This is a genomic window from Actinacidiphila sp. bgisy167, from assembly GCF_057707665.1.
This window is the reverse complement of record NZ_JBYIQP010000064.1, coordinates 15,694-40,553: the sequence shown is the minus strand read 5'-3', so window position 1 is coordinate 40,553 and position 24,860 is coordinate 15,694. Positions and strand designations below refer to the sequence as shown.

The 24,860-nt window shown below is 70.8% G+C and carries 24 protein-coding genes; 20 read left to right on the top strand and 4 right to left on the bottom strand.

Annotated elements, in window-relative coordinates:
- Positions 1-149: 149 nt before the first annotated feature.
- On the top strand, positions 150-734 hold the full coding sequence (locus AC3ET4_RS22455; protein WP_431952181.1) for a hypothetical protein: 585 nt from the start codon (positions 150-152) through the stop codon (positions 732-734).
- A gap of 4 nt (positions 735-738) precedes the next feature.
- On the opposite strand, the gene AC3ET4_RS22450 is transcribed toward AC3ET4_RS22455, so the two are convergent.
- Positions 739-1,029 (bottom strand): ferredoxin, encoded by a 291-nt coding sequence (locus AC3ET4_RS22450; protein ID WP_431952179.1) that lies wholly within the window; start codon positions 1,027-1,029, stop codon positions 739-741.
- 240 nt (positions 1,030-1,269) lie between these two features.
- On the opposite strand from AC3ET4_RS22450, the gene arc reads away from it, so the two are divergent.
- From arc to prcA, 6 genes are all read left to right on the top strand, one after another.
- Positions 1,270-3,036: a proteasome ATPase gene (arc, locus tag AC3ET4_RS22445; RefSeq protein ID WP_431952177.1), complete on the top strand. Its 1,767-nt coding sequence runs from the start codon at positions 1,270-1,272 to the stop codon at positions 3,034-3,036.
- A gap of 207 nt (positions 3,037-3,243) precedes the next feature.
- Positions 3,244-4,755, top strand: a complete 1,512-nt coding sequence (gene dop / locus AC3ET4_RS22440; RefSeq protein WP_431952175.1) for a depupylase/deamidase Dop — start codon at positions 3,244-3,246, stop codon at positions 4,753-4,755.
- Positions 4,756-4,891: 136 nt separating this feature from the next.
- A complete protein-coding gene (locus tag AC3ET4_RS22435; protein ID WP_431952173.1) occupies positions 4,892-5,110 on the top strand; it encodes a ubiquitin-like protein Pup in 219 nt (72 codons plus the stop codon).
- A 258-nt stretch (positions 5,111-5,368) separates the two neighbouring features.
- Positions 5,369-5,725 carry an endonuclease VII domain-containing protein gene (locus AC3ET4_RS22430; protein ID WP_431952171.1) on the top strand — a complete coding sequence of 119 codons (357 nt, stop codon included), beginning with the start codon at positions 5,369-5,371 and terminating at the stop codon, positions 5,723-5,725.
- The gene (gene prcB, locus AC3ET4_RS22425; protein WP_431952169.1) at positions 5,677-6,522 is read left to right on the top strand and encodes a proteasome subunit beta; all 846 of its coding nucleotides are present in this window, start codon (positions 5,677-5,679) and stop codon (positions 6,520-6,522) included. The genes AC3ET4_RS22430 and prcB overlap by 49 nt, the downstream gene beginning before the upstream one ends.
- 50 nt (positions 6,523-6,572) lie before the next feature.
- Positions 6,573-7,367: a proteasome subunit alpha gene (prcA, locus tag AC3ET4_RS22420; protein ID WP_431952167.1), complete on the top strand. Its 795-nt coding sequence runs from the start codon at positions 6,573-6,575 to the stop codon at positions 7,365-7,367.
- Positions 7,368-7,427: 60 nt separating this feature from the next.
- On the opposite strand, the gene AC3ET4_RS22415 is transcribed toward prcA, so the two are convergent.
- Positions 7,428-8,444 (bottom strand): LacI family DNA-binding transcriptional regulator, encoded by a 1,017-nt coding sequence (locus tag AC3ET4_RS22415; RefSeq protein ID WP_431952165.1) that lies wholly within the window; start codon positions 8,442-8,444, stop codon positions 7,428-7,430.
- A 167-nt stretch (positions 8,445-8,611) separates the two neighbouring features.
- Here AC3ET4_RS22415 and AC3ET4_RS22410 point away from each other — a divergent pair, with 167 nt between their 5' ends.
- The 12 genes from AC3ET4_RS22410 to AC3ET4_RS22355 all read left to right on the top strand — a co-directional run bounded on the left by AC3ET4_RS22410 (position 8,612) and on the right by AC3ET4_RS22355 (position 21,189).
- Positions 8,612-9,859, top strand: a complete 1,248-nt coding sequence (locus AC3ET4_RS22410; protein ID WP_431952163.1) for an MFS transporter — start codon at positions 8,612-8,614, stop codon at positions 9,857-9,859.
- Between the two features lie 9 nt (positions 9,860-9,868).
- Positions 9,869-11,230, top strand: coding sequence for a Pup--protein ligase (gene pafA, locus AC3ET4_RS22405; RefSeq protein WP_431952161.1), 1,362 nt, complete (start codon positions 9,869-9,871; stop codon positions 11,228-11,230).
- 98 nt (positions 11,231-11,328) lie between these two features.
- Positions 11,329-12,327: an FKBP-type peptidyl-prolyl cis-trans isomerase gene (locus tag AC3ET4_RS22400; protein WP_431952159.1), complete on the top strand. Its 999-nt coding sequence runs from the start codon at positions 11,329-11,331 to the stop codon at positions 12,325-12,327.
- A 55-nt stretch (positions 12,328-12,382) separates the two neighbouring features.
- Positions 12,383-12,754 carry an FKBP-type peptidyl-prolyl cis-trans isomerase gene (locus AC3ET4_RS22395; RefSeq protein ID WP_431952157.1) on the top strand — a complete coding sequence of 124 codons (372 nt, stop codon included), beginning with the start codon at positions 12,383-12,385 and terminating at the stop codon, positions 12,752-12,754.
- 206 nt (positions 12,755-12,960) lie between these two features.
- Complete coding sequence (locus AC3ET4_RS22390) at positions 12,961-13,962, top strand: helix-turn-helix transcriptional regulator (RefSeq protein WP_431952155.1); 1,002 nt, start codon at positions 12,961-12,963, stop codon at positions 13,960-13,962.
- 18 nt (positions 13,963-13,980) lie between these two features.
- Positions 13,981-14,928, top strand: a complete 948-nt coding sequence (locus tag AC3ET4_RS22385; protein ID WP_431952153.1) for a WYL domain-containing transcriptional regulator — start codon at positions 13,981-13,983, stop codon at positions 14,926-14,928.
- A gap of 14 nt (positions 14,929-14,942) precedes the next feature.
- Positions 14,943-15,221 carry a hypothetical protein gene (locus AC3ET4_RS22380; protein WP_431952151.1) on the top strand — a complete coding sequence of 93 codons (279 nt, stop codon included), beginning with the start codon at positions 14,943-14,945 and terminating at the stop codon, positions 15,219-15,221.
- 19 nt (positions 15,222-15,240) lie between these two features.
- Entirely contained in the window at positions 15,241-15,441 is a 201-nt protein-coding gene (locus AC3ET4_RS22375; RefSeq protein WP_431952149.1) for a hypothetical protein, read from the top strand.
- Positions 15,442-15,804: 363 nt separating this feature from the next.
- On the top strand, positions 15,805-16,095 hold the full coding sequence (gene tatA / locus AC3ET4_RS22370) for a Sec-independent protein translocase subunit TatA (protein WP_431952147.1): 291 nt from the start codon (positions 15,805-15,807) through the stop codon (positions 16,093-16,095).
- 112 nt (positions 16,096-16,207) lie between these two features.
- Complete coding sequence (gene tatC, locus AC3ET4_RS22365; RefSeq protein ID WP_431952145.1) at positions 16,208-17,095, top strand: twin-arginine translocase subunit TatC; 888 nt, start codon at positions 16,208-16,210, stop codon at positions 17,093-17,095.
- Positions 17,096-17,359: 264 nt separating this feature from the next.
- Positions 17,360-18,253 (top strand): diacylglycerol kinase, encoded by an 894-nt coding sequence (locus tag AC3ET4_RS22360; RefSeq protein ID WP_431952143.1) that lies wholly within the window; start codon positions 17,360-17,362, stop codon positions 18,251-18,253.
- 104 nt (positions 18,254-18,357) lie between these two features.
- A complete protein-coding gene (locus tag AC3ET4_RS22355; protein ID WP_431952141.1) occupies positions 18,358-21,189 on the top strand; it encodes a DEAD/DEAH box helicase in 2,832 nt (943 codons plus the stop codon).
- A gap of 605 nt (positions 21,190-21,794) precedes the next feature.
- On the opposite strand, the gene AC3ET4_RS22350 is transcribed toward AC3ET4_RS22355, so the two are convergent.
- Positions 21,795-22,571, bottom strand: coding sequence for a MerR family transcriptional regulator (locus tag AC3ET4_RS22350; RefSeq protein ID WP_431952139.1), 777 nt, complete (start codon positions 22,569-22,571; stop codon positions 21,795-21,797).
- Between the two features lie 93 nt (positions 22,572-22,664).
- Here AC3ET4_RS22350 and AC3ET4_RS22345 point away from each other — a divergent pair, with 93 nt between their 5' ends.
- Positions 22,665-23,759 carry a serine hydrolase domain-containing protein gene (locus tag AC3ET4_RS22345; protein ID WP_431952137.1) on the top strand — a complete coding sequence of 365 codons (1,095 nt, stop codon included), beginning with the start codon at positions 22,665-22,667 and terminating at the stop codon, positions 23,757-23,759.
- A gap of 280 nt (positions 23,760-24,039) precedes the next feature.
- Here AC3ET4_RS22345 and AC3ET4_RS22340 read toward each other — a convergent pair whose 3' ends face one another.
- Positions 24,040-24,792: an MBL fold metallo-hydrolase gene (locus AC3ET4_RS22340; protein WP_431952135.1), complete on the bottom strand. Its 753-nt coding sequence runs from the start codon at positions 24,790-24,792 to the stop codon at positions 24,040-24,042.
- Positions 24,793-24,860: the final 68 nt, after the last annotated feature.

Genomic DNA, 24,860 nt, shown 5'->3' with positions numbered 1-24,860 from the left:
CCCACCCCCCCCTCCCCCCCCCCCCTTCGCCGTGACCCGCGCACCCGGCCGGCCGGCCCCGCACCGCCGACCCCGGTAGCACACCCGACTGTGACCTGTGGCACGATGCTGGGCACCCCGCTCGACCGACTCCACAGGAGAACAGGCGCGTGCAGCCATCCGCAGGGCCGGCCCTCCCGCACACCCGAGCCCGCTCCGTGCACTGGATCACGACGGCCGCGCTGATCGCCGCCGTCGTGGGCAGCGCCGCCCTCGTCCAACCCGCCGGCGCCACCACGAGCACGCCCGCCCACGCCGGGAAGCGCAAGCCCGCGCCCACGGCCGATCCCGCACCGGACCCCCGCGCCGTCCGCTTCCCCCTCCAGTGCGCCGGCGCACCCGCGGACGTCGTGGACCAGGCCTCCGCCGACCTCGACGGGGACGGCCGCCCCGAAACCGTCGCCGCCGCCCGCTGCCACTCCGAGACCGGCACCCCGCCCAGCGGCCTGTACGTGCTGTCGGCCGACCCGTCCGCCGGGAACGCCCCCCGCATCGTCGAGACGCTCGTCGACCCCGGTGAGCAGCGCACCTTCCAGGGACTGCGCGTCGACGGCCGCACCGTGCGCGCCACCGTCCTCGGCTACTCCACCGACGACGTGCCCCGGTGCTGCCCCGACCAGCAGCGCGACTACAGCTGGGAATGGCGGTCCGGCACCTACTACGAGATCCCCGGACCGCTCGCGCACGGCATGTGACAGATCACTCCGCGTCGGGGCCGTACAGCTCTACACTGTCCGAAACCCTCCGCACATGAATACAGTCGCCAGGGCAGTCCCTGGCCGAATCCACCACATCGGTCAACAACGGCAGCGGGACCGGGACCGTCGCCCCGGGCTCCTGACGCAGTTCGGCGTCGTCGCCCTTCACATAGGCGAGCCCGTCGATGTCCAGCTCGAAGACCTCGGGCGCGTACTGCACACAGATGCCGTCCCCGGTGCACAGGTCCTGATCGATCCAGACCTCGAGCGCCTCGACGACTTCCTCGCTCACCGCTACCTCGCCTGCCGTTCATCGTTCGGGAAGGGACAGCCCATCACGGGCGTTGACCGAACCGACGATACAACCGGCCGCTTTCGGATGGTGATGGCTGGGTATCTCCCTGGCGGGAGGACGTGCGCAAGGGTGAAGATCGGACACACCCCGGACGTCTTTGTGATCTAGGGGTTTCAACCCCTACTGGCCCAGGTAGGGTCTGGAAGCGTCCAGCTCCCCTTGGAGGAGGTGAGGACCGTGGCGGCCCACGACGACGACATCAACCGTGGCGGCCGACCCGCTCGTGGATCGGAAGACCCCATGAGCCAGGTCGCCTTTCTTGAGCAGGAGATCGCCGTCCTGCGACGTAAGCTCGCCGACTCTCCGCGGCACACGAGGATTCTCGAGGAGCGGATCGTCGAGCTGCAGACCAACCTGGCAGGCGTGTCCGCTCAGAACGAGCGGCTGGCGAACACCCTGCGCGAGGCCCGCGACCAGATCGTGGCCCTCAAGGAGGAGGTGGACCGGCTCGCACAGCCCCCTGCCGGATTCGGCGTGTTCCTGCAGGCGAACGAGGACGGGACAGCCGACATCTTCACCGGCGGCCGCAAGCTGCGGGTGAACGTCAGCCCGTCCGTCGAGCTCGACGACCTCAGGCGCGGCCAGGAAGTCATGCTCAACGAGGCGCTCAACGTGGTCGAGGCCATGGAGTTCGAGCGCATCGGAGACATCGTCACCCTCAAGGAGATCCTCGAGGACGGCGAGCGGGCCCTGGTCATCGGGCACACGGACGAGGAGCGGGTGGTGCGGCTCGCCGAGCCGCTGCTGGACGGCACCCTCCGCGCCGGCGACGCCCTGCTGCTCGAACCGCGCTCCGGATACGTCTACGAGCGGGTCCCCAAGAGCGAGGTCGAGGAGCTCGTCCTCGAAGAGGTCCCCGACATCGACTACCGCCAGATCGGCGGGCTCAGCAACCAGATCGAGCAGATCCGCGACGCGGTCGAACTGCCCTACCTGCACGCCGAGCTGTTCAAGGAGTACGAGCTCCGCCCGCCCAAGGGCGTGCTCCTCTACGGCCCGCCCGGCTGCGGCAAGACGCTCATCGCCAAGGCCGTCGCCAACTCCCTCGCCAAGAAGGTCGCGGAAGTCACCGGGCAGCCTCAGGGCAAGAGCTACTTCCTGAACATCAAGGGCCCCGAGCTGCTCAACAAGTACGTCGGGGAGACCGAGCGGCAGATCCGCCTGGTCTTCCAGCGCGCGCGGGAGAAGGCGAGCGAGGGCACGCCCGTCATCGTCTTCTTCGACGAGATGGAATCCCTCTTCCGCACCCGCGGCTCCGGCGTCAGCTCGGACGTGGAGAACACCATCGTCCCCCAGCTGCTCGCCGAGATCGACGGCGTCGAGGGACTGGAGAACGTCATCGTCATCGGCGCCTCCAACCGCGAGGACATGATCGACCCCGCGATCCTGCGGCCCGGCCGCCTGGACGTGAAGATCAAGATCGAGCGGCCGGACGCCGAGGCGGCCAAGGACATCTTCTCCAAGTACCTCGTGACCACCCTCCCGCTCCACGGCGAGGACCTCTCCGAACACGGCGGCTCGCCCGCGGCCACCGTCGACGCGATGATCCAGTCCGTGGTCGAGAGGATGTACTCCGAGTCCGAGGAGAACCGCTTCCTGGAGGTCACCTACGCCAACGGTGACAAGGAAGTCCTCTACTTCAAGGACTTCAACTCCGGCGCCATGATCCAGAACATCGTGGACCGGGCCAAGAAGATGGCGATCAAGGCCTTCCTCGACCACAACCAGCGGGGCCTGCGCGTCTCCCACCTGCTCGCCGCCTGCGTGGACGAGTTCAAGGAGAACGAGGACCTGCCCAACACCACCAACCCGGACGACTGGGCGCGCATCTCGGGCAAGAAGGGCGAGCGGATCGTCTTCATCCGCACCCTGGTCACCGGCAAGCAGGGAGCCGACACCGGACGCTCCATCGACACCGTCGCCAACACGGGCCAGTACCTGTAGCGCGCGACCACCCTCCGGCTGCGGGTGCCCACGCAGGGGCACCCGCAGCCGGGGCGTTTCACCCCGGCACCACCCACGAATGCGCGCAATGATCTCCCCACCACCGCCATCGCGTTCTAGGCTCAGCGGTACCGCACGAGGTCCACACGCGAGGCGGTACTTGATCGACCGGCCCAGCACGGGCCGCAGCCGGGCAAGGAGGGCCGCATGACCGTACGGCGAGTAATGGGCATCGAGACGGAGTACGGGATCTCCGTCCCGGGCCACCCCAACGCCAATGCCATGCTCACCTCGTCCCAGGTCGTCAACGCCTACGCGGCGGCGATGCACCGGGCGCGCCGCGCCCGCTGGGACTTCGAGGAGGAGAACCCACTACGGGACGCCCGCGGCTTCGACCTCGCCCGAGAGGCCGCGGACTCCAGCCAGCTCACCGACGAGGACATCGGCCTCGCCAACGTCATCCTCACCAACGGAGCCCGGCTCTACGTCGACCACGCCCACCCCGAGTACAGCGCCCCGGAGGTCACCAACCCCCGCGACGCCGTCCTGTGGGACAAGGCCGGCGAGCGCATCATGGCCGAGGCGGCCGAACGCGCCGCTCAGCTCCCCGGCGCCCAGCCGATCCACCTGTACAAGAACAACACCGACAACAAGGGCGCGTCCTACGGCACCCACGAGAACTACCTGATGAAGCGGGAGACCCCCTTCTCGGACATCGTGCGCCACCTCACGCCCTTCTTCGTCTGCCGCCAGGTGGTCACCGGCGCCGGCCGCGTCGGCATCGGCCAGGACGGGCACGAGCACGGCTTCCAGATCAGCCAGCGCGCCGACTACTTCGAGGTCGAGGTCGGGCTCGAGACGACCCTCAAACGGCCCATCATCAACACCCGCGACGAGCCCCACGCCGACGCCGAGAAGTACCGCCGGCTGCACGTGATCATCGGCGACGCGAACCTGTCGGAGATCTCCACCTACCTCAAGCTCGGCACCACCGCCCTGGTCCTGTCGATGATCGAGGACGGCTTCATCAACGTCGACCTCGCCGTCGACCAGCCCGTACGCACCCTCCACCAGGTCAGCCACGACCCGGCGCTGCGACGGCTGATCACGCTGCGCAGCGGTCGTACGCTGACCGCCGTCCAGCTCCAGATGGAGTACTGCGAGCTGGCCCGCAAGTACGTCGAGGACCGCTTCGGCACCGACGCCGACGAGCAGACCACGGACGTGCTCGCCCGCTGGGAGGACGTGCTCAACCGGCTCGAGGGCGACCCCATGAGCCTGGCCGGCGAGCTGGACTGGATCGCCAAGCGCGAGCTCCTCGAGGGCTACCGGCGCCGGGACTCCCTGGACTGGGACGCCGCCCGGCTCCACCTCGTCGACCTCCAGTACGCCGACGTGCGCCCCGAGAAGGGCCTGTACAACCGCCTGGAGGCCCGCGGCCGCATCCAGCGGCTGCTGACCGAGGAGGAGGTCCTGCGGGCCGTGGGCAAGCCCCCTGAGGACACCCGCGCCTACTTCCGCGGCCGCTGCCTGGAGCAGTACGCGGACGACGTCGCGGCTGCCTCCTGGGACTCGGTGATCTTCGATCTCCCGGGGCGGGACTCCCTGCAGCGCGTCCCGACGCTGGAGCCGCTGCGGGGCACGCGCAACCACGTCAAGGAACTGCTGGACCGATGCCGCACGGCGGAGGAGCTGGTGCGGATCCTGTCGGGCGGCTGAGCAGGGCTGAAATCCGTCCGAACCGGGAATCATCGGGGTGGCCCCCGGACGTTGGGCGATACCGGGGGCCGATGTCAGACCCTCCTTGTAGGGTCTGATCTCGTAGGACATGGACACCGAGCGGGGTGAGGGACACATGGCTACCAAGGACACCGGCGGCGGGCAGCAGAAGGCCACGCGTTCGACCGAGGAGGTCGAGGAGACCGCGCAGGACGCGCAGGAGGCCTCCGACCTCAAGGAGCGGCACGAGAAGCTGTCGGACGACGTGGACTCCGTGCTGGACGAGATCGATGACGTCCTCGAAGAGAATGCCGAGGATTTCGTTCGGTCATTTGTCCAAAAGGGCGGCCAATGAGCGATGTGTCCGATTTGCCTGAGAGGAAAAAATGCTCTCGGTGCAAGCGGATGCTCTCTCGTGAGGCGTTCAACAAAAATCGCAGGGCCTGGGATGGGCTGCAGGCCTACTGCCGGGAGTGCTCTGCCAGATACTCCCGGCAGTATCAGGCCTCTCTGGGCCGTGAGCCCGCACTTCCGGTGAAGGTACCCGTCCCTCAGGGGCACAAGCGCTGCCCACAGTGCGGTGAGGTCAAGACGCACGACGAGTGGGAGCGCGATGCCACGTCATCGGACGGCTTCGCCAGCTACTGCCAGCTACTGGAGGACATGCCGCGCCGAACGCAACCGCGCGGCCTACTTCACACGCAAGTACGGCATCACGACGGCCGAACTGGACACCATGATTGGTGAGCAGTTCGGCATCTGCTGCATTTGTTTGGACGCCCCGGCCGAACATGTGGATCACGACCACGGGACGGGTAGGGTCCGTGGCGTACTGTGCTTCAGCTGCAACGCCGCGCTGGGGCAGTTCAAGGATCGGCCCGACGTCATACGGCGGGCGGCCGCCTACGTGGAAGGAAACGTGTGGAAGCCAACACTCGTAGCACCGGGCGTCTACCAGCTGCCTTCCTGACGCCTGGCTCGTCCTCGTTCGTGGACTTCCTGGGGGCGCACGCGCCGGACATGCTCCCGGGCAATCGCACCCTGCCCGCCGTGAAGGGGGCCGTCGAGCTCCCGCACGGCACGACGATCGTCGCCGCGGCCTTCTCCGGCGGCGTGGTGCTCGCCGGTGACCGGCGGGCCACGATGGGCAACGTCATCGCGCAGCGGGACATCGAGAAGGTGTTCCCGGCCGACGAGTACTCGGCGGTCGGCATCGCGGGCACGGCGGGCCTGGCGGTGGAGATGGTCAAGCTGTTCCAGCTGGAGCTGGAGCACTACGAGAAGATCGAGGGCGCCACGCTCTCGCTGGAGGGCAAGGCGAACCGCCTGTCGACCATGATCCGGGGGAACCTGGGGATGGCGCTGCAGGGGCTGGCGGTGGTGCCGCTGTTCGCCGGTTACGACACGGACCGGGAGAAGGGGCGGATCTTCTCCTACGACGTGACGGGCGGTCGTTCCGAGGAGTACGGGTACGCGGCGACGGGTTCGGGTTCGGTGTTCGCGCGGGGCTCGATGAAGAAGCTGTACAAGCCGGATCTCACGGAGTCGCAGGCGACGACGCTGGTGACCCAGGCGCTGTACGACGCGGCGGACGACGACTCGGCGACCGGTGGCCCGGATCTGGGGCGGCGGATCTACCCGATCGTCACGGTCATCACCGACGAGGGCTTCCGCAAGCTGACCGAGGCGGAGACGTCGGAGATCGTCCGGGCCGTCCACGAGCGGCGGCTGGAGCTGCCGGACGGTCCGCGGGCCGCACTGCTCTGATCGGGTCGTCCGAGATGCACTCGCTACTGACAGAAAGGGACGGATAGCCGGTGTCGACGCCGTTCTATGTCTCACCCCAGCAGGCCATGGCCGACCGCGCGGAGTTCGCCCGCAAGGGCATCGCGCGCGGGCGCAGCGTCGTCGTGCTGCAGTACACCGACGGCATCGTCTTCATCGCCGAGAACCCGTCCCGTGCCCTGCACAAGGTCAGTGAGATCTACGACCGGATCGCCTTCGCGGCGGTGGGCAAGTACAACGAGTTCGAGAACCTGCGGATCGGCGGGGTGCGCTACGCCGATCTGCGGGGGTACACCTATGACCGTGACGATGTGACCGCGCGCGGTCTGGCGAACGTGTACGCGCAGACACTCGGCACGATCTTCTCCAGCGTGGGGGAGAAGCCCTACGAGGTGGAGCTGATCGTCGCGGAGGTGGGCGCGGACCCCTCGGAGGACCAGATCTACCGGCTGCCGCACGATGGTTCGATCGTGGACGAGCACGGTGCGGTGGCGGTCGGCGGCAACTCCGACCAGATCGGCAGCTACCTGGATCAGCGGCACCGTGACGGTATGACGCTGGCGGAGGCGCTGAAGCTGGCGGTGGAGTCGCTGAGCCGGGACAGCAACGGCAGTGACCGGCAGCTCACGGCGGAGCAGCTGGAGGTCGCGGTGCTGGACCGTACGCGGCCGCAGCAGCGCAAGTTCAAGCGGATCCTGGGCCGGCAGCTGTCGCGGCTGCTGGAGGGCGAGGGGGCGCCGTCGTCGGCGGAGAAGCCGGCGAAGCCCTCAGCGCCGGCTTCGGGCGAGGGTGACGACGATCTTCCGGAGCTCGACGAGGACGTGTGACGGGCCGCGGCTCGTCCTGACGCCCCGGTCGCCTTCTCGGCGGCCGGGGCGTCGGTCGTCTCAGGGCCGGAGTGGTGGTCGTGGTGGTGCGGTGGAGCCGCGTGCGACCAGGCGGACGGGGAGTTCGGTGCCGGTGGTGGGGCGGCCGGCGAGGGTGTCGAGGAGCGCGGTCATGCCTTCGGCGCCGACGGCGTCGGCAGGGAGGGTGACGGTGGTGAGTTCCGGCTCCACGGCGGTGGCGAGGGCGGAGTCGTCGTATCCGGTCACGGAGACGTCGTGGGGGACGCGCAGTCCGTGGCGGCGCAGTGCTTTGCAGGCGCCGACGGCGAGGACGTCGTCGTCGCAGACGATGGCGGTGGGGGGCGGGCCGGGGCGGGCGAGGAGGCGCTCGGCGGCCTGGCGGGCGTCCTCGTAGGTGAGGGGGGAGCGTTCGGTGGGCGGGGTGGTGCCGAGGGTGCCGGCCAAGGCCCGGGCGCGTTCGCGGAAGGTCCAGGTGTCGATGCCGGCGGCGAGGTGGGCGATGTCGCCGGGGTGGTGGCCGAGGTCGAGGACGTGCCGGGTGATCTGGCGCATGCCGTCGGCGATGGCGAGGTTGACGGTGGCGGCCGGGCCGGGTGCCGTGGGGTCGGCGTCGAGCATGACGAGGGGGAGTCCGCCGTCGCCGATGGCGGCGAGGGCGTCGGCGGCCATGGAGGAGGCGATGACTCCGTCGAGGGCGGCGCGGGCGGAGCCGAAGGGGTCGCGGGCGGGGCCGACGCCTTCGGGGGAGGGGTAGAGGACGACGCCGAAGCCGTGGTCGTCGGCGATGCGGGCGGCGCCGGTGTAGACGCGGGCGAAGTATTCGTTGGTGAGGGTGGGGACGACCAGGAGCGCGGTGCGGGTGCGGCCGAGGCGGAGGTTGCGGGCGGCGAGGTTGGGCCGGTAGCCGAGGTCGCGGGCGGCGGTGCGGACGGTGTCGGCGGTGCGTTCGGAGACGCGGCCGCGCCATTTGCCGCCGAGGACGAGGGAGACGGTGGCCTGGGAGACGCCGGCGGCGCGGGCGACGTCGCGTGAGGTCGGGCGCGCTGTGTCGGTCACCGTGGGGCCTCTTTCGGGTGGTCGGCGGGTGGTGCCGGGTGCCGGTGGGGGTCGGCGGGCGGGTGCGGGCGTGCGTGTGTGCTCGGGTGCGCGGCTGGACCGGTGGACTGGGCTCATGGTACGTATGACCGACGGCGTTATACGTACAACTACCGGAGGGGGCGGCCATGGCGACCGGCTTTGCGGACCTGTTGCGGGCCCGGCACGCGGTGCGGTTGCTGACCGGCACCCTGGTCGGCCGGCTGCCGAACGCCACGGCGGCCCTGGGCGTCGTGCTGCTCACCCGCGCGCAGGGCGGCGACTTCGCCCTCGCGGGGGCGCTGTCGGCCGTTTACGGGCTGGCCAACGCCGCGGGCCAGCCGCTGCTCGGCCGGGCGGTGGACCGCCTCGGGCAGCCGCGGGTGATGCTGCCGGCCGCGGTGCTCTCGGCCGCGGGGATGGCCCTGTTCGCGCTGTCCGGGCCTCGTCCGCTGCCCCTGGCGTACGCCGCGATGCTGGTGGCTGGCTTCTTCACGCCGCCGCTGGAGGGCGGGCTGCGGGCCCTGTGGCCGAGCGTGCTGAAGCGCGAGGACCGGATCCACGCCGCCTACGCCCTGGACGCGGCCGCGCAGGAGGTCATGTTCACTGTCGGGCCGCTGCTGGTGACGCTGCTGGTGGCGGTGTTCTCGGAGGCGGCGGCGCTGCTGTGGATCGCGGCTGTCGGCGTGGCGGGAGCGCTGAGCGTGGTCTCCTCGCCGCCCTCGCGGGCGTGGCGGACGCAGCCGCGCACCCCGGACTGGCTGGGGCCGCTGCGCTCGCCGGGGCTGCGGGCGCTGGTCGGCTCGTTCTTCTTCGTGGGGCTCGCGCTGGGCTCTATCGCGGTGGCGGCGGTGGCGTATGCGGACGGCCACGGGGGCGGGATGGTCTCCAGTTGGGTGCTGTCGGGGATCGGCGCGGGGGCGCTGGCGGGCGGGGTGGCGTACGGGGCGCGCCAGTGGGGCGGAGTGCCGGAGCGGCGGCTGCGGCTGCTGGTCGCGGGGCTGGCCGCGGGCTATCTGCCCCTGGTGCTGGTGCCGGGCGTGGCGCTGATGACCGGCCTGGCGGTGCTGGCCGGGTTGTTCCTCGCGCCGTCGCTGGCCTGCGCTTTCGTGGTGGTCGACCGCCATGCCCCGGTGGGCACGGTGACCGAGGCGTTCTCATGGATCGTCACCACCTTCGGCGTGGGTGCGGCGGTGGGCACTGCGGTCGCGGGACCGGCCGCGCAGTACGGCGGGGCGGCGGCGGCCTTCGCCGTGGCGGGGGGCGGTGGCGTGGTGGCACTGGCGGTTCTGCTGGCCAGCGGGCGCTACCTCACGCCCGCCGAGCCGGCAACCGGGACGGAAAATGATCGAATCGCCGTGGTCGAACCCGGTTTGAGGGCCACGCATCAGGCGTAAGGTCTCATCATGGACCGCCGCATTTTCGGGCTGGAGAACGAGTACGGCGTCACGTGCACGTTCCGGGGACAGCGGCGTCTGTCCCCGGACGAGGTGGCGCGGTACCTCTTCCGCCGTGTCGTGTCATGGGGTCGTAGCAGCAACGTCTTCCTCCGCAACGGCGCCCGTCTCTACCTCGACGTGGGTTCGCACCCCGAGTACGCCACTCCCGAGTGCGACAACGTGACGGAACTCGTCACCCACGACAAGGCAGGGGAGCGCATCCTCGAGGGCCTCCTGGTGGACGCCGAGCGGCGTCTGCACGAGGAGGGCATCGCGGGCGACGTCTACCTCTTCAAGAACAACACCGACTCCGCCGGCAACTCCTACGGGTGCCACGAGAACTACCTGGTGGCCCGGCACGGGGAGTTCTCCCGCCTCGCGGACATCCTGATCCCCTTCCTGGTGACCCGGCAGCTGCTGTGCGGCGCCGGCAAGGTGCTGCAGACCCCGCGCGGCGCGGTCTACTGCGTCAGCCAGCGCGCGGAGCACATCTGGGAGGGCGTCAGTTCCGCCACGACGCGCTCCCGGCCCATCATCAACACCCGGGACGAGCCGCACGCGGACGCCGAGCGCTACCGGCGGCTGCACGTCATCGTCGGCGACTCGAACATGTCCGAGACGACCATGCTGCTGAAGGTCGGCGCGACCGACCTGGTGCTGCGCATGATCGAGGCGGGCACCGTGATGCGGGACCTGACGCTGGAGAACCCGATCCGGGCGATCCGCGAGGTGTCGCACGACATAACGGGCCAGCGCAAGGTCCGCCTCGCCTCGGGCCGGGAGGCCTCGGCCCTGGAGATCCAGGAGGAGTACTACTCCAAGGCGGTGGACTTCTGCGACCGCAGGGGCATCCGCAGCGGTGTCATCGAGCAGGTCCTCGAGCTGTGGGGCCGGACCCTGGAGTCGATCTCCAGCGGTGACCTGGACAAGATCGGTACCGAGATCGACTGGGTGATGAAGTACCGCCTGATCGAGCGTTACCGGGCGCGCGACAACATCACGATGTCGCACCCGCGCATCGCGCAGATAGACCTCGCCTACCACGACATCCACCGCCGACGCGGGTTGTACTACCTGCTGGAGAAGCGGGGTCAGGCCAAGCGGATCTGCAACGACCTGAAGATCTTCGAGGCCAAGTCCGTGCCGCCGCAGACGACACGGGCGCGGTTGCGCGGCGACTTCATCCGCCGTGCCCAGGAGCAGCGGCGCGACTTCACCGTCGACTGGGTGCACCTGAAGCTCAACGACCAGGCGCAGCGCACCGTGCTGTGCAAGGACCCCTTCCGGTCGGTGGACGACCGGGTGGAGAAGCTCATCGCCGGGATGTAGCGGCGGTAGTGGACGACGCGGGGCCCCGTGCGTGTTCGTACGGGGCCCCGCCCACGTCGTAGAGTGGCGCGCACGCCCGACAACGCAAGATCGACCTGATGGGGATATCCGTGCGCCGACGCTCTCTTCTCTTCGCCGTCCCTGCCGGCCTGCTCACCCTCGCCGGCTGCGGTGACGACAAGTCCGGCAAGCCCGCGACCGGTGTCAGCGCGTCAGGTTCGGCGTCCCCCTCCACTTCGGTGAAGATCGTGGACGGTCCGCTGCCGGAGATCACGGCGGGCACGAAGTTCGGGGAGAAGCCGACGGTCGCCAAGGGGCCGGGCCAGCCGAGCAAGGATCTCGCCGTCAAGACCGTGATCCAGGGCAACGGGGCGACCGTCGCCGAGGGTGACTACCTGCAGGCGAACTACCTCGGCCAGATCTGGGACACGGCCAAGGTCTTCGACAACTCCTGGGACCGGGGCACTCCGGCCATCTTCCCGATCGGCGTCGGCCGGGTCATCCAGGGCTGGGACAAGGCGCTGGTGGGCAAGAAGGTCGGCGACCGGGTCGAGCTGGCGATCCCCCCGAGCCTGGGCTACGGCGAGCAGGGCCAGCCCAACGCCGGCATCAAGGCCACCGACACGCTGGTGTTCGTCGTCGACGTGGTGGACACCTTCAACGGCAAGAGCTCCTCGAAGGGCAAGGCCGTCCCGCAGAACGACGCCGCACTGCCCAAGGTCGGCACCAACACCGACGGCGCGGCGCCCTCGATCGAGGTGCCGAAGACGGCCGCGCCGACCAAGCTGGTGGCCGACTACGTGCTGGAGGGCGACGGCCGGCCGGTCAAGGCCACCGACACGCTGCTGCTGCAGTACAAGGGCGTGCTGTGGGACGGCGGCAAGGAGTTCGACTCCAGCTACAAGAACGGTCAGCTGGCGCAGTTCCCGCTGCAGCAGCTGATCAAGGGCTGGCAGGAGGGCCTGGTGGGCAAGAAGGTCGGCAGCCGCGTGATGCTCGTCGTGCCGCCGGACCTCGGCTACGGCGACCAGGAGCAGCAGGGCATCCCGGCCAAGTCCACGCTGGTGTTCAGCCTCGACATCCTCGCCGCGATGTAGGACGCGATTGATGTAAGACTAGGCAGGTTGTCCGCACCTCTTTAGGAGCACGTACGTGAGCATCGAGAAGCCCGAGATCGACTTCCCCGGCGGCGAGCCCCCGGCCGACCTGGTGATCAGGGACATCTGGGAGGGCGACGGCGCCGAGGCGAAGGCGGGCCAGAACGTCACCGTCCACTACGTCGGTGTCGCCTTCAGCACCGGCGAGGAGTTCGACGCCAGCTGGAACCGCAACTCGCCCTTCACCTTCCCGCTGGGCGGCGGTCGGGTCATCAAGGGCTGGGACCAGGGCGTTCAGGGCATGAAGGTGGGCGGCCGTCGCGAGCTGACCATCCCCGCGCACCTCGCCTACGGCAACCAGAGCCCGAGCCCGCTCATCAAGCCGGGTGAGACGCTGATCTTCGTGGTGGACCTGCTGTCCGTCTGACAGTCCCGTCCTGCCCGACCGCGAGGCAAGGCCCCTGCCGGGCAGGCGACCGCCTGCCCGGCAGGGGCCTTGCCGTGCGCGGCGCGGTCCGCGGCCTCGCACGCGGGCACGGGACGGTCTTGCGGAACCGGCCTTCGCTACAGCCGTGCCGCCCGGTCGCGATAGGGTCTCGGCGGAGAGCTGAAGAAGGAAGAAGGTTGCGTCGAGTGGCGATTGCCAAGGCCGAGCGGCTGATGAATCTGGCGCTGTGCCTGATGAACACCCGGCGCCCGGTCAGCAAGCGGGAGCTGCGGGCGTCCATCGAGGCCTACCACGAGATCGGTTCCGACGAGGCGTTCAACCGCATGTTCGAGCGGGACAAGGACGACCTGCGCGAGCTCGGCATGGTCATCGAGACGGTGGAGAGCCTCGACGGCGAGATCGGCTACCTCGCGCGCCGCGACCGCAACCGCCTCCCCGAGATCGCCCTGGACGCCGAGGAGGCCGCCGCGCTGAGTCTGGCCGCCAAGGTCTGGCAGCAGGCGCGCTTCGCCGAGGCGGCCAGCGGCGCGCTGCAGAAGCTGCGGGCCGCGGGCGTGCCCTTCCACGACGAGAGCGCCGACGGGGACCTCGACGAGCGCCACGGGGACCAGGCCGTACGCGAGTCGGCCGGGCAGAGCGCCCTGGAGCCCCGCATCCCCACCCCCGAGCCGGCGTTCGAGCCGCTGATGGTCGCCGCCCGGGAGCGCCGCCCCGTCGTCTTCGACTACCGCAAGGCCAACGCCGTGCGCCCCGAGGCGCGCCAGGTCGAGCCCTGGGCGCTGGAGTGCTGGCGCGGCCACTGGTACCTGGCGGGCTGGGACCGCGACCGGGCCGCCGTGCGCGTCTTCCGGCTCTCCCGGATCACCGGCCGGGTCCGCACCCGCGGCGGCGCCTTCACCACCGAGGTGCCCGACCACGTCGACGTCCGCGCCACCGTCGCGAGCTGGGCCGGCGAGGGCGCCACCGCGACGGCCAGGATCCGGCTCCGCCGCGACTCGGGATACCCGCTGCGGGCCCGTGCGGTGGAGACGGTGCCGGTGGACGCCGACTGGGACGAGCTGGAGATCCCCTACGGGCACGGACTGGACGCCTGGCTGGTGGAGTTCGGCCCGGACGTGGTCGTCCTGGGGCCCGAGGAGCTGCGGGCCGACGTGGTGGAGCGGCTGCGCGCCGTGGCCAAGGGCTGAGCGGGGGAGTACGGAGAGATGGCCAACGCGATCGACCAGACACGCCGGATGCTGTCCCTGGTCACCTACCTGCGGGAGCGCCCCGGCGCCCGGGTGAGCGACGTGGCGCGCGCGTTCGGGGTCACCGAGGCCGAGCTGATCGGCGACCTGAACGTGCTGCCGCTGTGCGGCACGAGTTTCCGGGGCGGCGACCTGCTCGACATCGACACCGACGGCGAGCGGATCTGGTGGCACAACGTCGACGACGTCGCGCAGCCGCTGCGGCTGGCCGCCGACGAGGCCGCCGCGCTGCTGGTCGCCGCCCGTGCCGTCGCCAACCTGCCCGGTCTGCGCGAGAGCGACCGGCAGGCGCTGCTGCGCGCGACCGCGAAGGTCGAGGGCGCGGCCGGGGAGGCCGCCGGGGCGTCCTCGCGGCTGTCGGTCACCTTCGAGTCCGAGGGCAGCGTCTTCGCCGACGTCGACCGCGCCATCGCGGAGCGGCGCAGGCTGTGGATCCGGTACTACTCGCCGTCCCGCGACGAGCTCACCGAGCGCGAGGTCGACCCGATCCGCCTGTTCGCGGTCGGTCACACCTACTTCGAGGGCTGGTGCTACCTGTCGGAGGACCGGCGCACCTTCCGGCTCGACCGGGTCGCCGAGATCCGGCTGCTGGACCAGCCCAGCGACCCGCCCCGGATCGAGCCCCGCGACCTGTCCCAGGGACTGGTGCAGCCGGCCGGTGACGACCCGGAGGTCGTGATCGAGGTCGGCCCCGGCGGCCGCTGGGTCGCCGAGTACTACCCGCACGACCGCGCCGAGGAGCTGCCCGACGGCGGCCTGCGCATCAGCCTGCGCACCCCCGACCCGGGCTCGCTGCGCCGTCTGGCGCTGCGGCTGGGCCGCGACGGCCGCATCGTGTCCCCGGCCGCCCTCGCCGACAGCGCCCGGGACGCGGCCGCCCGTGCCCTCGCGGCCTACGGGGAGTGACGGGAGCGCCCGGCATGGACGACCTCGACACCCTCGGTGCCGTCGGTCGCGTCGGCGACCCCGCCGTCCACCCGCCCGCGGCGGTCTACAAGGCCTCCTGCCCCGAGTGCCGCGCCAGCTTCGAGCTGTCCGCCGAGGCCCTGCGGCTGGCCATCGGCGGCAGCCACCGGACCACCTTCTACTCCTTCACCTGCCCCGACTGCGGCTGCTCCGTCCGCAAGCCGGCCGGTGAGCGCATAGTGGAGCTGCTCACCGACGGCGGTGTCCGCACAATGCGGCTGCACACCGGCTGAGCCGCTAGTCTCGGCTGCCATGTGGTGGCTCTACCTGTACGTCGGCCTCTCGACCGCCGGCCTGCTCGTGCTCGGTGTCCTCGCCCTCCGCGTGTACGCCGCAGTGTCCGGCCTCGCCCGGCAGGTGCGGGTCAGCGGCAACCGGCTCGAGCAGGCCGCCGAGGACCTGCGGCGCGCCGCGGAGCCCCTGGCGCGCGGCGCCGGCGACCTGTCCCGCTGACGACGGCGTCACTGGGGCCGCCGTTTCCCCGGCGCCGTCGCTCCGGTGCCGTCCTTCGGCACCGTGCCTCCGGTGCCGTCCCCTCTCTCCGCGCCGCGGTGCCGGAGGGGTCGCGTCGGCGGTCGTCCGGAAACGCCGCCCAAGCGCGATCCGAAGCACCCTCGTCCTTCCGCGGCCGGACAGGTACGCTGCTGGGGTTGCCCCGGCAGAGTGCGGCAGGGGCGGCAACAGCAGGTCGCCGGGGGATTGCCAGGCGTTTACCCCCGCACGTTACGATCGCTGGCAGTGCGGACGCCGAGTCCTCCCCGGACACGGAGACCGCAGCTCACGTACCCATGCCGCCTCGGTGAGAAGGTAAAGCTTATGTTCGGCAGGCTCGGCGCCCCTGAGATCATCCTCATTCTTGTCGTCGTTCTGCTGCTGTTCGGGGCCAAGCGCCTTCCGGACATGGCTCGCGGCCTTGGGAAGTCGATGCGCATCCTGAAGAGCGAGGCGAAGGCCATGAAGTCGGACGACGCGGCCGCCCCGCAGGCGCAGGCCGACGCGCCCGCCGACGGGCAGGCCGCGCCGAAGACCATCCAGGCCGCGCCCGGTGACGTCAGCAGCGCCCGCCCGGTGTCCGAGAACCAGCAGCCCCGTCAGACGCAGAGCTGACGCCACGGCACAGGTACGGGCCGCCGGCGATGACGCCGGCCACCGCGTGAGATGAGGACCTGGGTTGCTCAAGTCTGCCCGCAGTAAGCCGTCGAAGGACCCCGAGGGGCGCATGCCGCTCGTGGAGCACCTGCGCGAACTGCGCAACCGGCTCGCCAAGAGCGTGCTCGCGATCGTCGTGGTGGCGATCGTCGCCGCCTTCTACAGCCAGCAGCTCCTGGAGTTCCTGGCCTCCCCGGTGCCCAAGTGCGGCCCCGGGGTCGTCAGCAGCGGCGGCAACTGCGCCATCGTCACGTTCGACTCGCTGACGGCGCCGTTCGCGCTCACGATGCAGGTCTGCTTCATGGCCGGCGTCATCGGCGCGAGCCCGGTCTGGCTGTACCAGCTGTGGGCGTTCATCGCTCCCGGCCTGCACCGGCACGAGCGCAAGTACACCTACATGTTCGTGGGCGCGGCGCTCCCGCTCTTCCTGGGCGGCGCCTTCCTCGCCTACAAGATCATGCCGGTCAGCATCAAGGTGCTGATCAGCTTCACCCCCGAGGGCTCGTCCAACCTGCTGAAGCTGGACGGTGTGCTGGACTTCACCATCCGCATGGTGCTCGTCTTCGGCCTCGCCTTCGAACTCCCGCTGCTCCTGGTCATGCTCAATATGGTCGGCATGGTCAGCGGCCGCCGCATGGCGGGCTGGTGGCGCGGCGTGGTCATGGGTGTCTTCGTCTTCGGCGCCGTCGCGACGCCGACCACCGACCCGGTCAGCATGATCGCCCTGTCGGGCCCCATCGTCGTCCTCTACTTCGGCGCGGTCGCCTTCTCCCTGATCAACGACCGACGCCGGCGCTGGCGCAATCCCGACGCCGGCCTCTCCGACGACGAGGCCTCCGAGCTGGACCTCACCCCGGAACCGATCGGCCCCACCGCGCCCCTCACGGCCTCCGTGCCCGAGCAGCCAGGACCCGTGGAGAACGGGCGCCGGTCCGGCGACTTCGACGACGCGACCTGATCCCTGTTCTTAGGGGTGCCGGTGGAGGGAAACGGGAGATCGGGCTCCCTTTCGCCGACATGGGGAAGCGGGCCCGATCCGCAGCCGCGGTTGCGGCGGGCGCGCCACGCACGCACGGCGGGCGCGCCACGCACGCACGGCGGGCGTGGCCGTCGGCCGTCCGCACCCGCAGGACCCCTCGGGGTGATCGTCCCCGCTCGCGGAGGAGAACGAAGCGCTTCCGGTGACCTCGACGGCCCGGCTACCGCACGGTAGTGTCCGCGCGTGACCAGCGAGATCACCCTCATCGCCAACCCCACCGCGGGCCGCGGACGGGGCGCCGGCGCCGCGGGACCGGCCGCCGCCGCGCTGCGCGGCGCGGGACTCGACGTGCGCACCGTGGTGGGCGCCGATGCGGCGGACGCCCTCGCTCGGGCTCGCGAGGCCGTCGCCGACGGCACCGGGGCGCTGGTCGCGGTGGGCGGCGACGGCATGGTGTCGCTGGCCCTGCAGGCCGTGGCCGGCACCGGCACCCCGCTCGGCGTCGTCCCCGTCGGGACGGGCAACGACTTCGCGCGGGCGACCGGGCTGCCGCTGCGCGACCCCGCGGCCGCGGGACAGGCGATAGCCCGCGCCCTGAAGCAGGAGTCCGTCCGCGAGATCGACCTCGGCCGCGTCGGCGACCGGTGGTTCGGCACCGTCCTCGCCTCCGGCTTCGACTCCCGGGTCAACGACCGCGGCAACCGGCTGCGCCGCCCCAGCGGGCGGCTCCGCTACGACCTGGCGATGCTGGTGGAACTGGCTGCCCTGCGCCCCATTCCCTACCGCGTCACCCTCGACGACGGCAGCGCTACGGAGATCGAGGCCACCCTCGTCGCCGTCGGCAACGGCACCTCGTACGGCGGCGGGATGCGGATCTGCGCCGGCGCGGAACTCGACGACGGGCGCTTCGACGTCTGTGTCGTCGGACCGTGCAGCCGCAGCACGCTGCTGCGCGTCTTCCCCCGCGTCTATCGCGGCACCCACATCGGCCATCCCGTGGTGGCCGTACACCGCGCCGCCGCGATCACCCTCGACGCCGACGGCGTCACCGGCTATGCCGACGGCGAGCCCCTCGGGTCCCTCCCGCTGACCGCGCGGACCGTCCCGCGGGCACTGCGGCTGCTGACGCCTCGATAGCGAGGCCGTGGCGCGCGACACGCCTGGACCCGTGCCCCGTGGGTTGTGCTTCGGTAAAAAGATCGCGTCGACTGTCAGTGCGGCCCGGTAGTCTCGTTTTCAAGATGAACGACGAGATGTCTCCCGCGGAGCGCTACGCCGCGTCCCGGCTCCGCGCCGCCGAGCAGGCCACCGCCCTCGCGGGCTTCCGCGAGCTGTACGACTTCGGGCTGGACCCCTTCCAGATCGAGGCCTGCCAGGCGCTCGAGGCGGGCAAGGGCGTGCTGGTGGCGGCGCCCACCGGTTCCGGCAAGACCATCGTGGGCGAGTTCGCCGTCCACCTGGCCCTCGGCGAGGGCCGCAAGTGCTTCTACACCACCCCCATCAAGGCACTGTCGAACCAGAAGTTCACCGACCTCGTCAAGCGCTACGGCGCGGAGCGGGTCGGTCTGCTGACCGGTGACAACAGCGTCAACGGGGACGCACCGATCGTGGTCATGACCACCGAGGTGCTCCGCAACATGCTGTACGCGGGCAGCCAGGCCCTTGACGGCCTCGGCTATGTGGTCATGGACGAGGTGCACTACCTCTCCGACCGCTTCCGCGGAGCGGTCTGGGAAGAGGTGATCATCCACCTCCCGCAGTCCGTGACCCTGGTCTCGCTCTCGGCGACCGTCTCCAACGCCGAGGAGTTCGGCGACTGGCTCGACACCGTCCGTGGCGACACCGAGGTCATCGTCTCCGAGCACCGCCCCGTGCCGCTGTGGCAGCACGTCCTGGCCGGACGCCGGATGTACGACCTCTTCGAGGAGAGACAGGGCGCGGGCCCCGGCGTGCAGCGCGCCGTCAACCCCGACCTGGTGCGGCTGGCCCGGATGGAGAACCAGCGATCCTCCAACGGCCGCGACCGGCGCGGCGGCAGGATGCGCGAGGCCGACCGCGAGCGGGAGCGGCGCCAGCAGCGCCGGATCTGGACGCCCAGCCGCGTGGAGGTCATCGAGCGGCTGGACGCGGAGGGGCTGCTGCCGGCGATCACCTTCATCTTCAGCCGCGCCGGCTGCGAGTCGGCCGTGCAGCAGTGCCTCTACGCGGGGCTGCGGCTCAACGACGACGAGAAGCGGGCCAAGGTGCGGGCCATCGTCGAGGAGCGCACCAAGTCCATCCCCGACGAGGATCTGAACGTCCTCGGCTACTTCGAGTGGCTGGAGGGCCTGGAGCGGGGCATCGCCGCGCACCACGCCGGCATGCTGCCGACCTTCAAGGAGGTCGTCGAGGAACTCTTCGTGAAGGGCCTGGTCAAGGCCGTCTTCGCCACCGAGACGCTGGCCCTCGGCATCAACATGCCCGCCCGGTCCGTGGTGCTGGAGAAGCTCGTCAAATGGAACGGCGAGACCCACGCCGACGTCACCCCCGGCGAGTACACGCAGCTCACCGGCCGCGCCGGACGCCGTGGCATCGATGTCGAGGGGCACGCGGTCGTGCTGTGGCAGCGCGGCTTCGACCCCGCCCACCTGGCGGGCCTGGCCGGCACGCGCACCTATCCGCTGCGCTCCTCCTTCAAGCCGTCGTACAACATGGCCGTCAACCTCGTGGGCCAGTTCGGCCGGCACCGCTCCCGGGAACTGCTGGAGACCTCGTTCGCGCAGTTCCAGGCCGACCGCTCGGTGGTCGGCATCTCCCGCCAGGTGCAGCGCAACGAGGAGGGGCTGGAGGGCTACCGCGCCTCCATGACCTGCCATCTCGGTGACTTCGACGAGTACATGTCGCTGCGCAGGCAGTTGAAGGACCGCGAGGCCGAGCTGTCCCGGCAGGGCGCCAACCAGCGCCGGGCGGCCGCCGCCGACGCGCTGGAGAAGCTCCGCCCCGGCGACATCATCCACGTCCCGGCCGGCAAGTTCGCGGGCCTGGCCCTCGTCCTGGACCCGGGCGTGCCCGCCGGCCGCAGCCCCGGCCACCACAACCGCCACGACCAGTTCCACCACGACGGCCCCCGTCCGCTGGTGCTCACCGCGGAGCGGCAGGTCAAGAGGCTCGCGCAGATCGACTTCCCGGTGCCGGTCGAGGCACTGGACAGGATGCGGATCCCCAAGTCCTTCAACCCGCGCAGCCCCCAGTCCCGGCGCGACCTGGCCTCCGCCATGCGCTCCAAGGCGGGCACGGCCGGCATAGCGCCGCAGCGGCACCGCCGCCAGCGTTCGGCCGCCGCGGACGACACCGAGATCGCCCGGCTGCGCACCGAGATCCGCGCGCACCCCTGCCACGGCTGCGACGAGCGCGAGGACCACGCCCGGTGGGCGGAGCGCTACCAGCGGCTGCAGCGCGACACCAGGCAGCTCGAGCGCCGCATCGAAGGCCGCACCAACACCATCGCCCGCACCTTCGACCGCATCTGCGCGCTGCTCACCGACCTCGGCTACCTCGAGGGCGACCAGGTCACGGCCGACGGCCGCCGGCTGGCCAGGCTCTACGGGGAGCTCGACCTGCTGGCCAGCGAGTGCCTGCGCGACGGCGTCTGGGACGGCCTCGGCCCGGCGGATCTCGCGGCCTGTGCCTCCGCGCTGGTCTACGAGTCCCGCTCCGCGGACGACGCGCTGCCGCCGCAGCTGCCGTCGGGCAACGCCAAGCAGGCACTGGGGGAGATGGTCCGCATCTGGGGCCGCCTCGACGCCCTGGAGGAGCAGCACCGCATCAACCAGGCCGAAGGCGTCGGCCAGCGCGAGCCCGACCTCGGCTTCGCCTGGGCCGCCCACCGCTGGGCTTCCGGGCACGGCCTGGACGCGGTGCTGCGCGACGCCGACATGCCGGCGGGCGACTTCGTGCGCTGGACGAAGCAACTCATCGACGTCCTCGGCCAGATCGCCGACGCCGCCCCCGAAGGCAGCCCGGTGCGGCGCAACGCCCGCAAGGCCGTCGACGGACTGCTGCGAGGCGTCGTGGCGTACTCCTCGGTGGGCTGACAGCCGCGGCGCGCCGCCCCCGCGCGGCGCGCCGCCGCGCACCAGGGGCGAGTCGTCGTCCCATGAACGACGAGCGGCGTGGGCGGTGGTGACGACTCGACGGCGACGGCGGGGGTGCCAGCTGCCGCGCGACGGCCGCGTGGGCGCCGACGTTCCGCTGACGGTGCGGGGCGGTTGTGCGGGCATCGGGGGTGAGCACCACGGGGCCTTGACCCCTGATCTTGAACATCCGACGCTGTCACTCCCGCCTCGGACACCGCAGCCCGATCGCCTACGTGCGCTCCGGGAACCACAGCATTCCCATACCGGGGACGGCGGATGATGCGCCCGGCCTCGTCGAACGCCTGCCGCCACTCGGTGGGCGGGTTCGCCTTACGAAACGGCGTCCCGGACCACAGCAACTACAGGCCCGACCCCGAATCCCGGTGTCATGCGGCTGGGGTCAGCGCACGAGCACCCCGAACCCCGTGCACAGCAGCCCACCTGACGTGCAGGTTTCACGATGCACACTGGCCAGTGTTCCGTACGGCGGTGGTCGATGCCGGTTCCCAAGGAGGGGGACCAGTTCGAGGCGAGGACTTGGCCAACCTCCTCAGGGCAGGCCGTCACTGACGCGGGACCTCGATGCCCGCTGCGCGCAGGTGCCCCTCGACCAGCTTGTTCAACCGCGCGATGGACGGCGCCTCGTCCTCACGGTGGTGGTTGACCACTCCGTACCGAGAGACCGCGTCGGGCCGGTGCCGTCGCGCGGTCGGCATCGTCAGCAGCGCGCGGCCGGCCAGCAGGTTGGCGGCCAAGGCGGAGGCCAGCTCCTCGATCCGCGGGTCGTCGGGATCCCAGGACCGCGCCTCCCAGCCGCGCTTGGTCAGTTCGATGAACGCGGGGTCAGCGAGCCGGTGTTCGAGATTGGCCAGGAAGAGGTTGAAGAACTCGGGAGCCAGCGCCCGCGACAGCACCAGGGCCTCCCGCTGGGTGGTGACGTAGTCGGGGTTGAAGTCCAGCTCGGCGAGTCGCTCCAGGACCGCGCAGGCCCGGTCGGGCAGCAGGGCGCGGTCGCCGTGGGCGAGCCGGTGCAGGGTGTTGCGGCGGGCGGTCAGCTCCTCGATCTGTTCGGTGAGCCGGCGGCGGACGTCGTCCAGAGCGGTGGCGAACCGCTCGGGGTCGGCGTCGAGCAGCTCGCCGATCTCAGCCAGTGGCACGCCCGCCCCGGCCAGGGCCCTGACCTGGACAAGCCGCAGCAGGTCGGCCGACCCGTAGCGCCGGTAGCCGGAATGGTCCCGTTCAGGTTCGGCGACCAGGCCGAGCCGGTGGTAATGCCGCACCGTCTTGACGGTGATCCCGACGAAAGCCGCCGCCTGACCGATCGTGAGCCCCTCTGCCATGAGGCGAGAGTAACGTTCCTCCGTCGCCTTGACCTTGACCTTGGGGCAGGGTCCAACCTCATCTCACACCCGCTGACACGAGATGAGGAAACCATGAGTGAGCAGAACGCGGCCGTCGCGCAGGACCGCCCCGATGTGCGGAAGGCCATGCAGGAGATCATCGACGCCGGTTTCGCCGGGGTGCAGCTGCGCGTGAACGACGAGCTCGGCGAGTGGATCGGAAGTGCCGGCGTCAGCGAGCTGGGCACGACCGCGAAGCCGCCGACCGACGGGCACTTCCGGGTCGGCAGTGTCACCAAGACCTTCGTCGCGACCGTCGTCCTGCGGCTGGTGGCCGAGGGCAGGCTCGGCCTTGAGGACCTGGTGGCCGACCATCTGCCCGAGCTCGGTCTCGACCGGCGGATCACGGTACGGATGGTGCTGCAGCACACCAGCGGGCTGTTCAACTGCACCGGTGAGTTCTCCGCCGACGGGACGGTCGAGCCCGGCGTGGTCGCCGGCTTCGGCAAGGAGTGGGCGGACCACCAGTTCGTGACGTACCGGCCGGAGGAGTTGGTGCGGGGAGCGCTGGCGAAGCCGGCGCGGTTCGAGCCGGGGACGGCCTGGAGCTACTCCAACACCAACTACGTACTTGCCAGGCTGCTGATCGAGGAGGTCACCGGCCGCCCGCTGCCCGAGGAGATGCACCGGCTGATCCTGGGCCCGCTCGGGCTGACCGGCACCGTGCTGCCGGAGACCCAGGAGGAGATCCCCGAGCCGCACGCCCACGGCTACTTCGGCTACGGTGACGCTGGCCAGTGGAAGGTGGTCGACACCACCCGCTTCAACCCTTCCTGGGTATCCGCCGCTGGCGACATGATCTCGACCACCCGGGACCTGCACACGTTCTTCTCCGCGCTGAACGGCGGCAGGCTCATCTCGTCCCAGCTGCTGGCCGAGATGCGCGTCCCGGACGACACGATGGGTTACGGCCTCGGGGTGTTCGTGGAGGAGCTGGAGGGCGGCGGCACGGTCCTCCACCACAACGGAGGGTTCTGGGGCTGGGGTGCGCTGATGTACAGCACGCCCGACGGCACCAAGACCCTGACCGGCTCGGTGACCTCCGGGGACGTCGAAATGGACCTGCCCACCATGGCCGGGACCTTCGAGAAGGTGAAGCAGACGCTGGTCAACGCGGTGTTCGCGTAGCGGGCGTCCCCCAGCGGGCGCCATCTGGCCTCGACCTTTCGTGATCAGCCGTCGGTGCGAGTCGGCGGCTGATTCGCGCGGTGTCCGTGTTCGGGCAGGCGGGTGGCCTGGCTGTCGCACCGGGTGGGCGCCGGGTTCCACCGCTCCGGTTCGGTGGTGATGCTCGTAGGGACGGGAAGCTGCTGGTCCGGAGGTTCTCCCGCCGCCGTGAACGGTGGAGGCCGCCGGGCCGTGCGTCGGGCAGGCGCGCGGTACGTCGCGACGCCGGTGCGCGCCGGGGTCAGCCCAACTGGAGCCGGTCGGCGATGCCTGCGGCCTCGAAGGCCGTGACGACGTCCTGGCGGTCCTCGGTGAAGTGGGCCCAACTGTCGCAGTGCGCGGGCACGACCCGCCGTGCACCGAGGATCCGTGCGGCCTCCGCCGCCTGCGTTCCGTCCAGCACGAGCAGCGCACCGTCGAAGACGGAGAGGCGGGGCGCTCCGGCGAACAGGACGGCCGTGTCGACTGGGCCGAAACGCCCGGCGATTTTGCGTACCAGCTCCAGTGAGGCGTTGTCACCGCTGATGTAGACGGTGGGCTGATCGGGGGCGCTGAGGACGAATCCGATCACCGTACCTGCGATCGCCTCGGCGCCCTCGGGCCCGTGCAGGGCGGGAACGGCCGTCACCGTGACCGAGCCGCCGTCCGGGCGGGAGAGCTCGGCGGACTCCCACACGGCAAGGCCCCGGGCGGACCCGCCGAGACGCTCGGCACCGTCGGTGGTGGTGAGGGTGAGCGGCGCTCCGGCGAGGAAGGCCCGGCCGGAGGTGTCCAGGTTGTCGGCGTGCTGGTCATGGGAGAGCAGAACGACGTCGACGGCACCCAGCTCGTCCGGCGTGATCGGGGAAGGCGCGGTCTTGGTCAGCACCAGGCCGCCGGGCAGTGTGTAGTCGCCGGGGCCGTCGAAGGTCGGGTCGGTCAGGAACCGCATCCCTCCGTACTCGACGAGGGCGGTTGGGCCTCCGAACACGGTGATCGGGACCTGCTGCACCATGGAAAACCTCACGATTGAAGGGGTTGTCATCCGTGATAAATGTAGGGGGCTATCACGGATGGAGGCAA

Coding starts and splice junctions, on each gene's coding strand:
- AC3ET4_RS22375 (WP_431952149.1), top strand. CDS start 15,241: ATGTGGTGGCTCTACCTGTACGTCGGCCTCTCGACCGCCGGCCTGCTC.
- AC3ET4_RS22340 (WP_431952135.1), bottom strand. CDS start 24,792: ATGGTGCAGCAGGTCCCGATCACCGTGTTCGGAGGCCCAACCGCCCTC.
- AC3ET4_RS22435 (WP_431952173.1), top strand. CDS start 4,892: ATGGCTACCAAGGACACCGGCGGCGGGCAGCAGAAGGCCACGCGTTCG.
- AC3ET4_RS22410 (WP_431952163.1), top strand. CDS start 8,612: ATGGCGACCGGCTTTGCGGACCTGTTGCGGGCCCGGCACGCGGTGCGG.
- AC3ET4_RS22345 (WP_431952137.1), top strand. CDS start 22,665: ATGAGTGAGCAGAACGCGGCCGTCGCGCAGGACCGCCCCGATGTGCGG.
- pafA (WP_431952161.1), top strand. CDS start 9,869: ATGGACCGCCGCATTTTCGGGCTGGAGAACGAGTACGGCGTCACGTGC.
- AC3ET4_RS22350 (WP_431952139.1), bottom strand. CDS start 22,571: ATGGCAGAGGGGCTCACGATCGGTCAGGCGGCGGCTTTCGTCGGGATC.
- AC3ET4_RS22400 (WP_431952159.1), top strand. CDS start 11,329: ATGGGGATATCCGTGCGCCGACGCTCTCTTCTCTTCGCCGTCCCTGCC.
- tatC (WP_431952145.1), top strand. CDS start 16,208: ATGCCGCTCGTGGAGCACCTGCGCGAACTGCGCAACCGGCTCGCCAAG.
- AC3ET4_RS22380 (WP_431952151.1), top strand. CDS start 14,943: ATGGACGACCTCGACACCCTCGGTGCCGTCGGTCGCGTCGGCGACCCC.
- AC3ET4_RS22385 (WP_431952153.1), top strand. CDS start 13,981: ATGGCCAACGCGATCGACCAGACACGCCGGATGCTGTCCCTGGTCACC.
- dop (WP_431952175.1), top strand. CDS start 3,244: ATGACCGTACGGCGAGTAATGGGCATCGAGACGGAGTACGGGATCTCC.
- AC3ET4_RS22430 (WP_431952171.1), top strand. CDS start 5,369: ATGCCACGTCATCGGACGGCTTCGCCAGCTACTGCCAGCTACTGGAGG.
- tatA (WP_431952147.1), top strand. CDS start 15,805: ATGTTCGGCAGGCTCGGCGCCCCTGAGATCATCCTCATTCTTGTCGTC.
- AC3ET4_RS22355 (WP_431952141.1), top strand. CDS start 18,358: ATGAACGACGAGATGTCTCCCGCGGAGCGCTACGCCGCGTCCCGGCTC.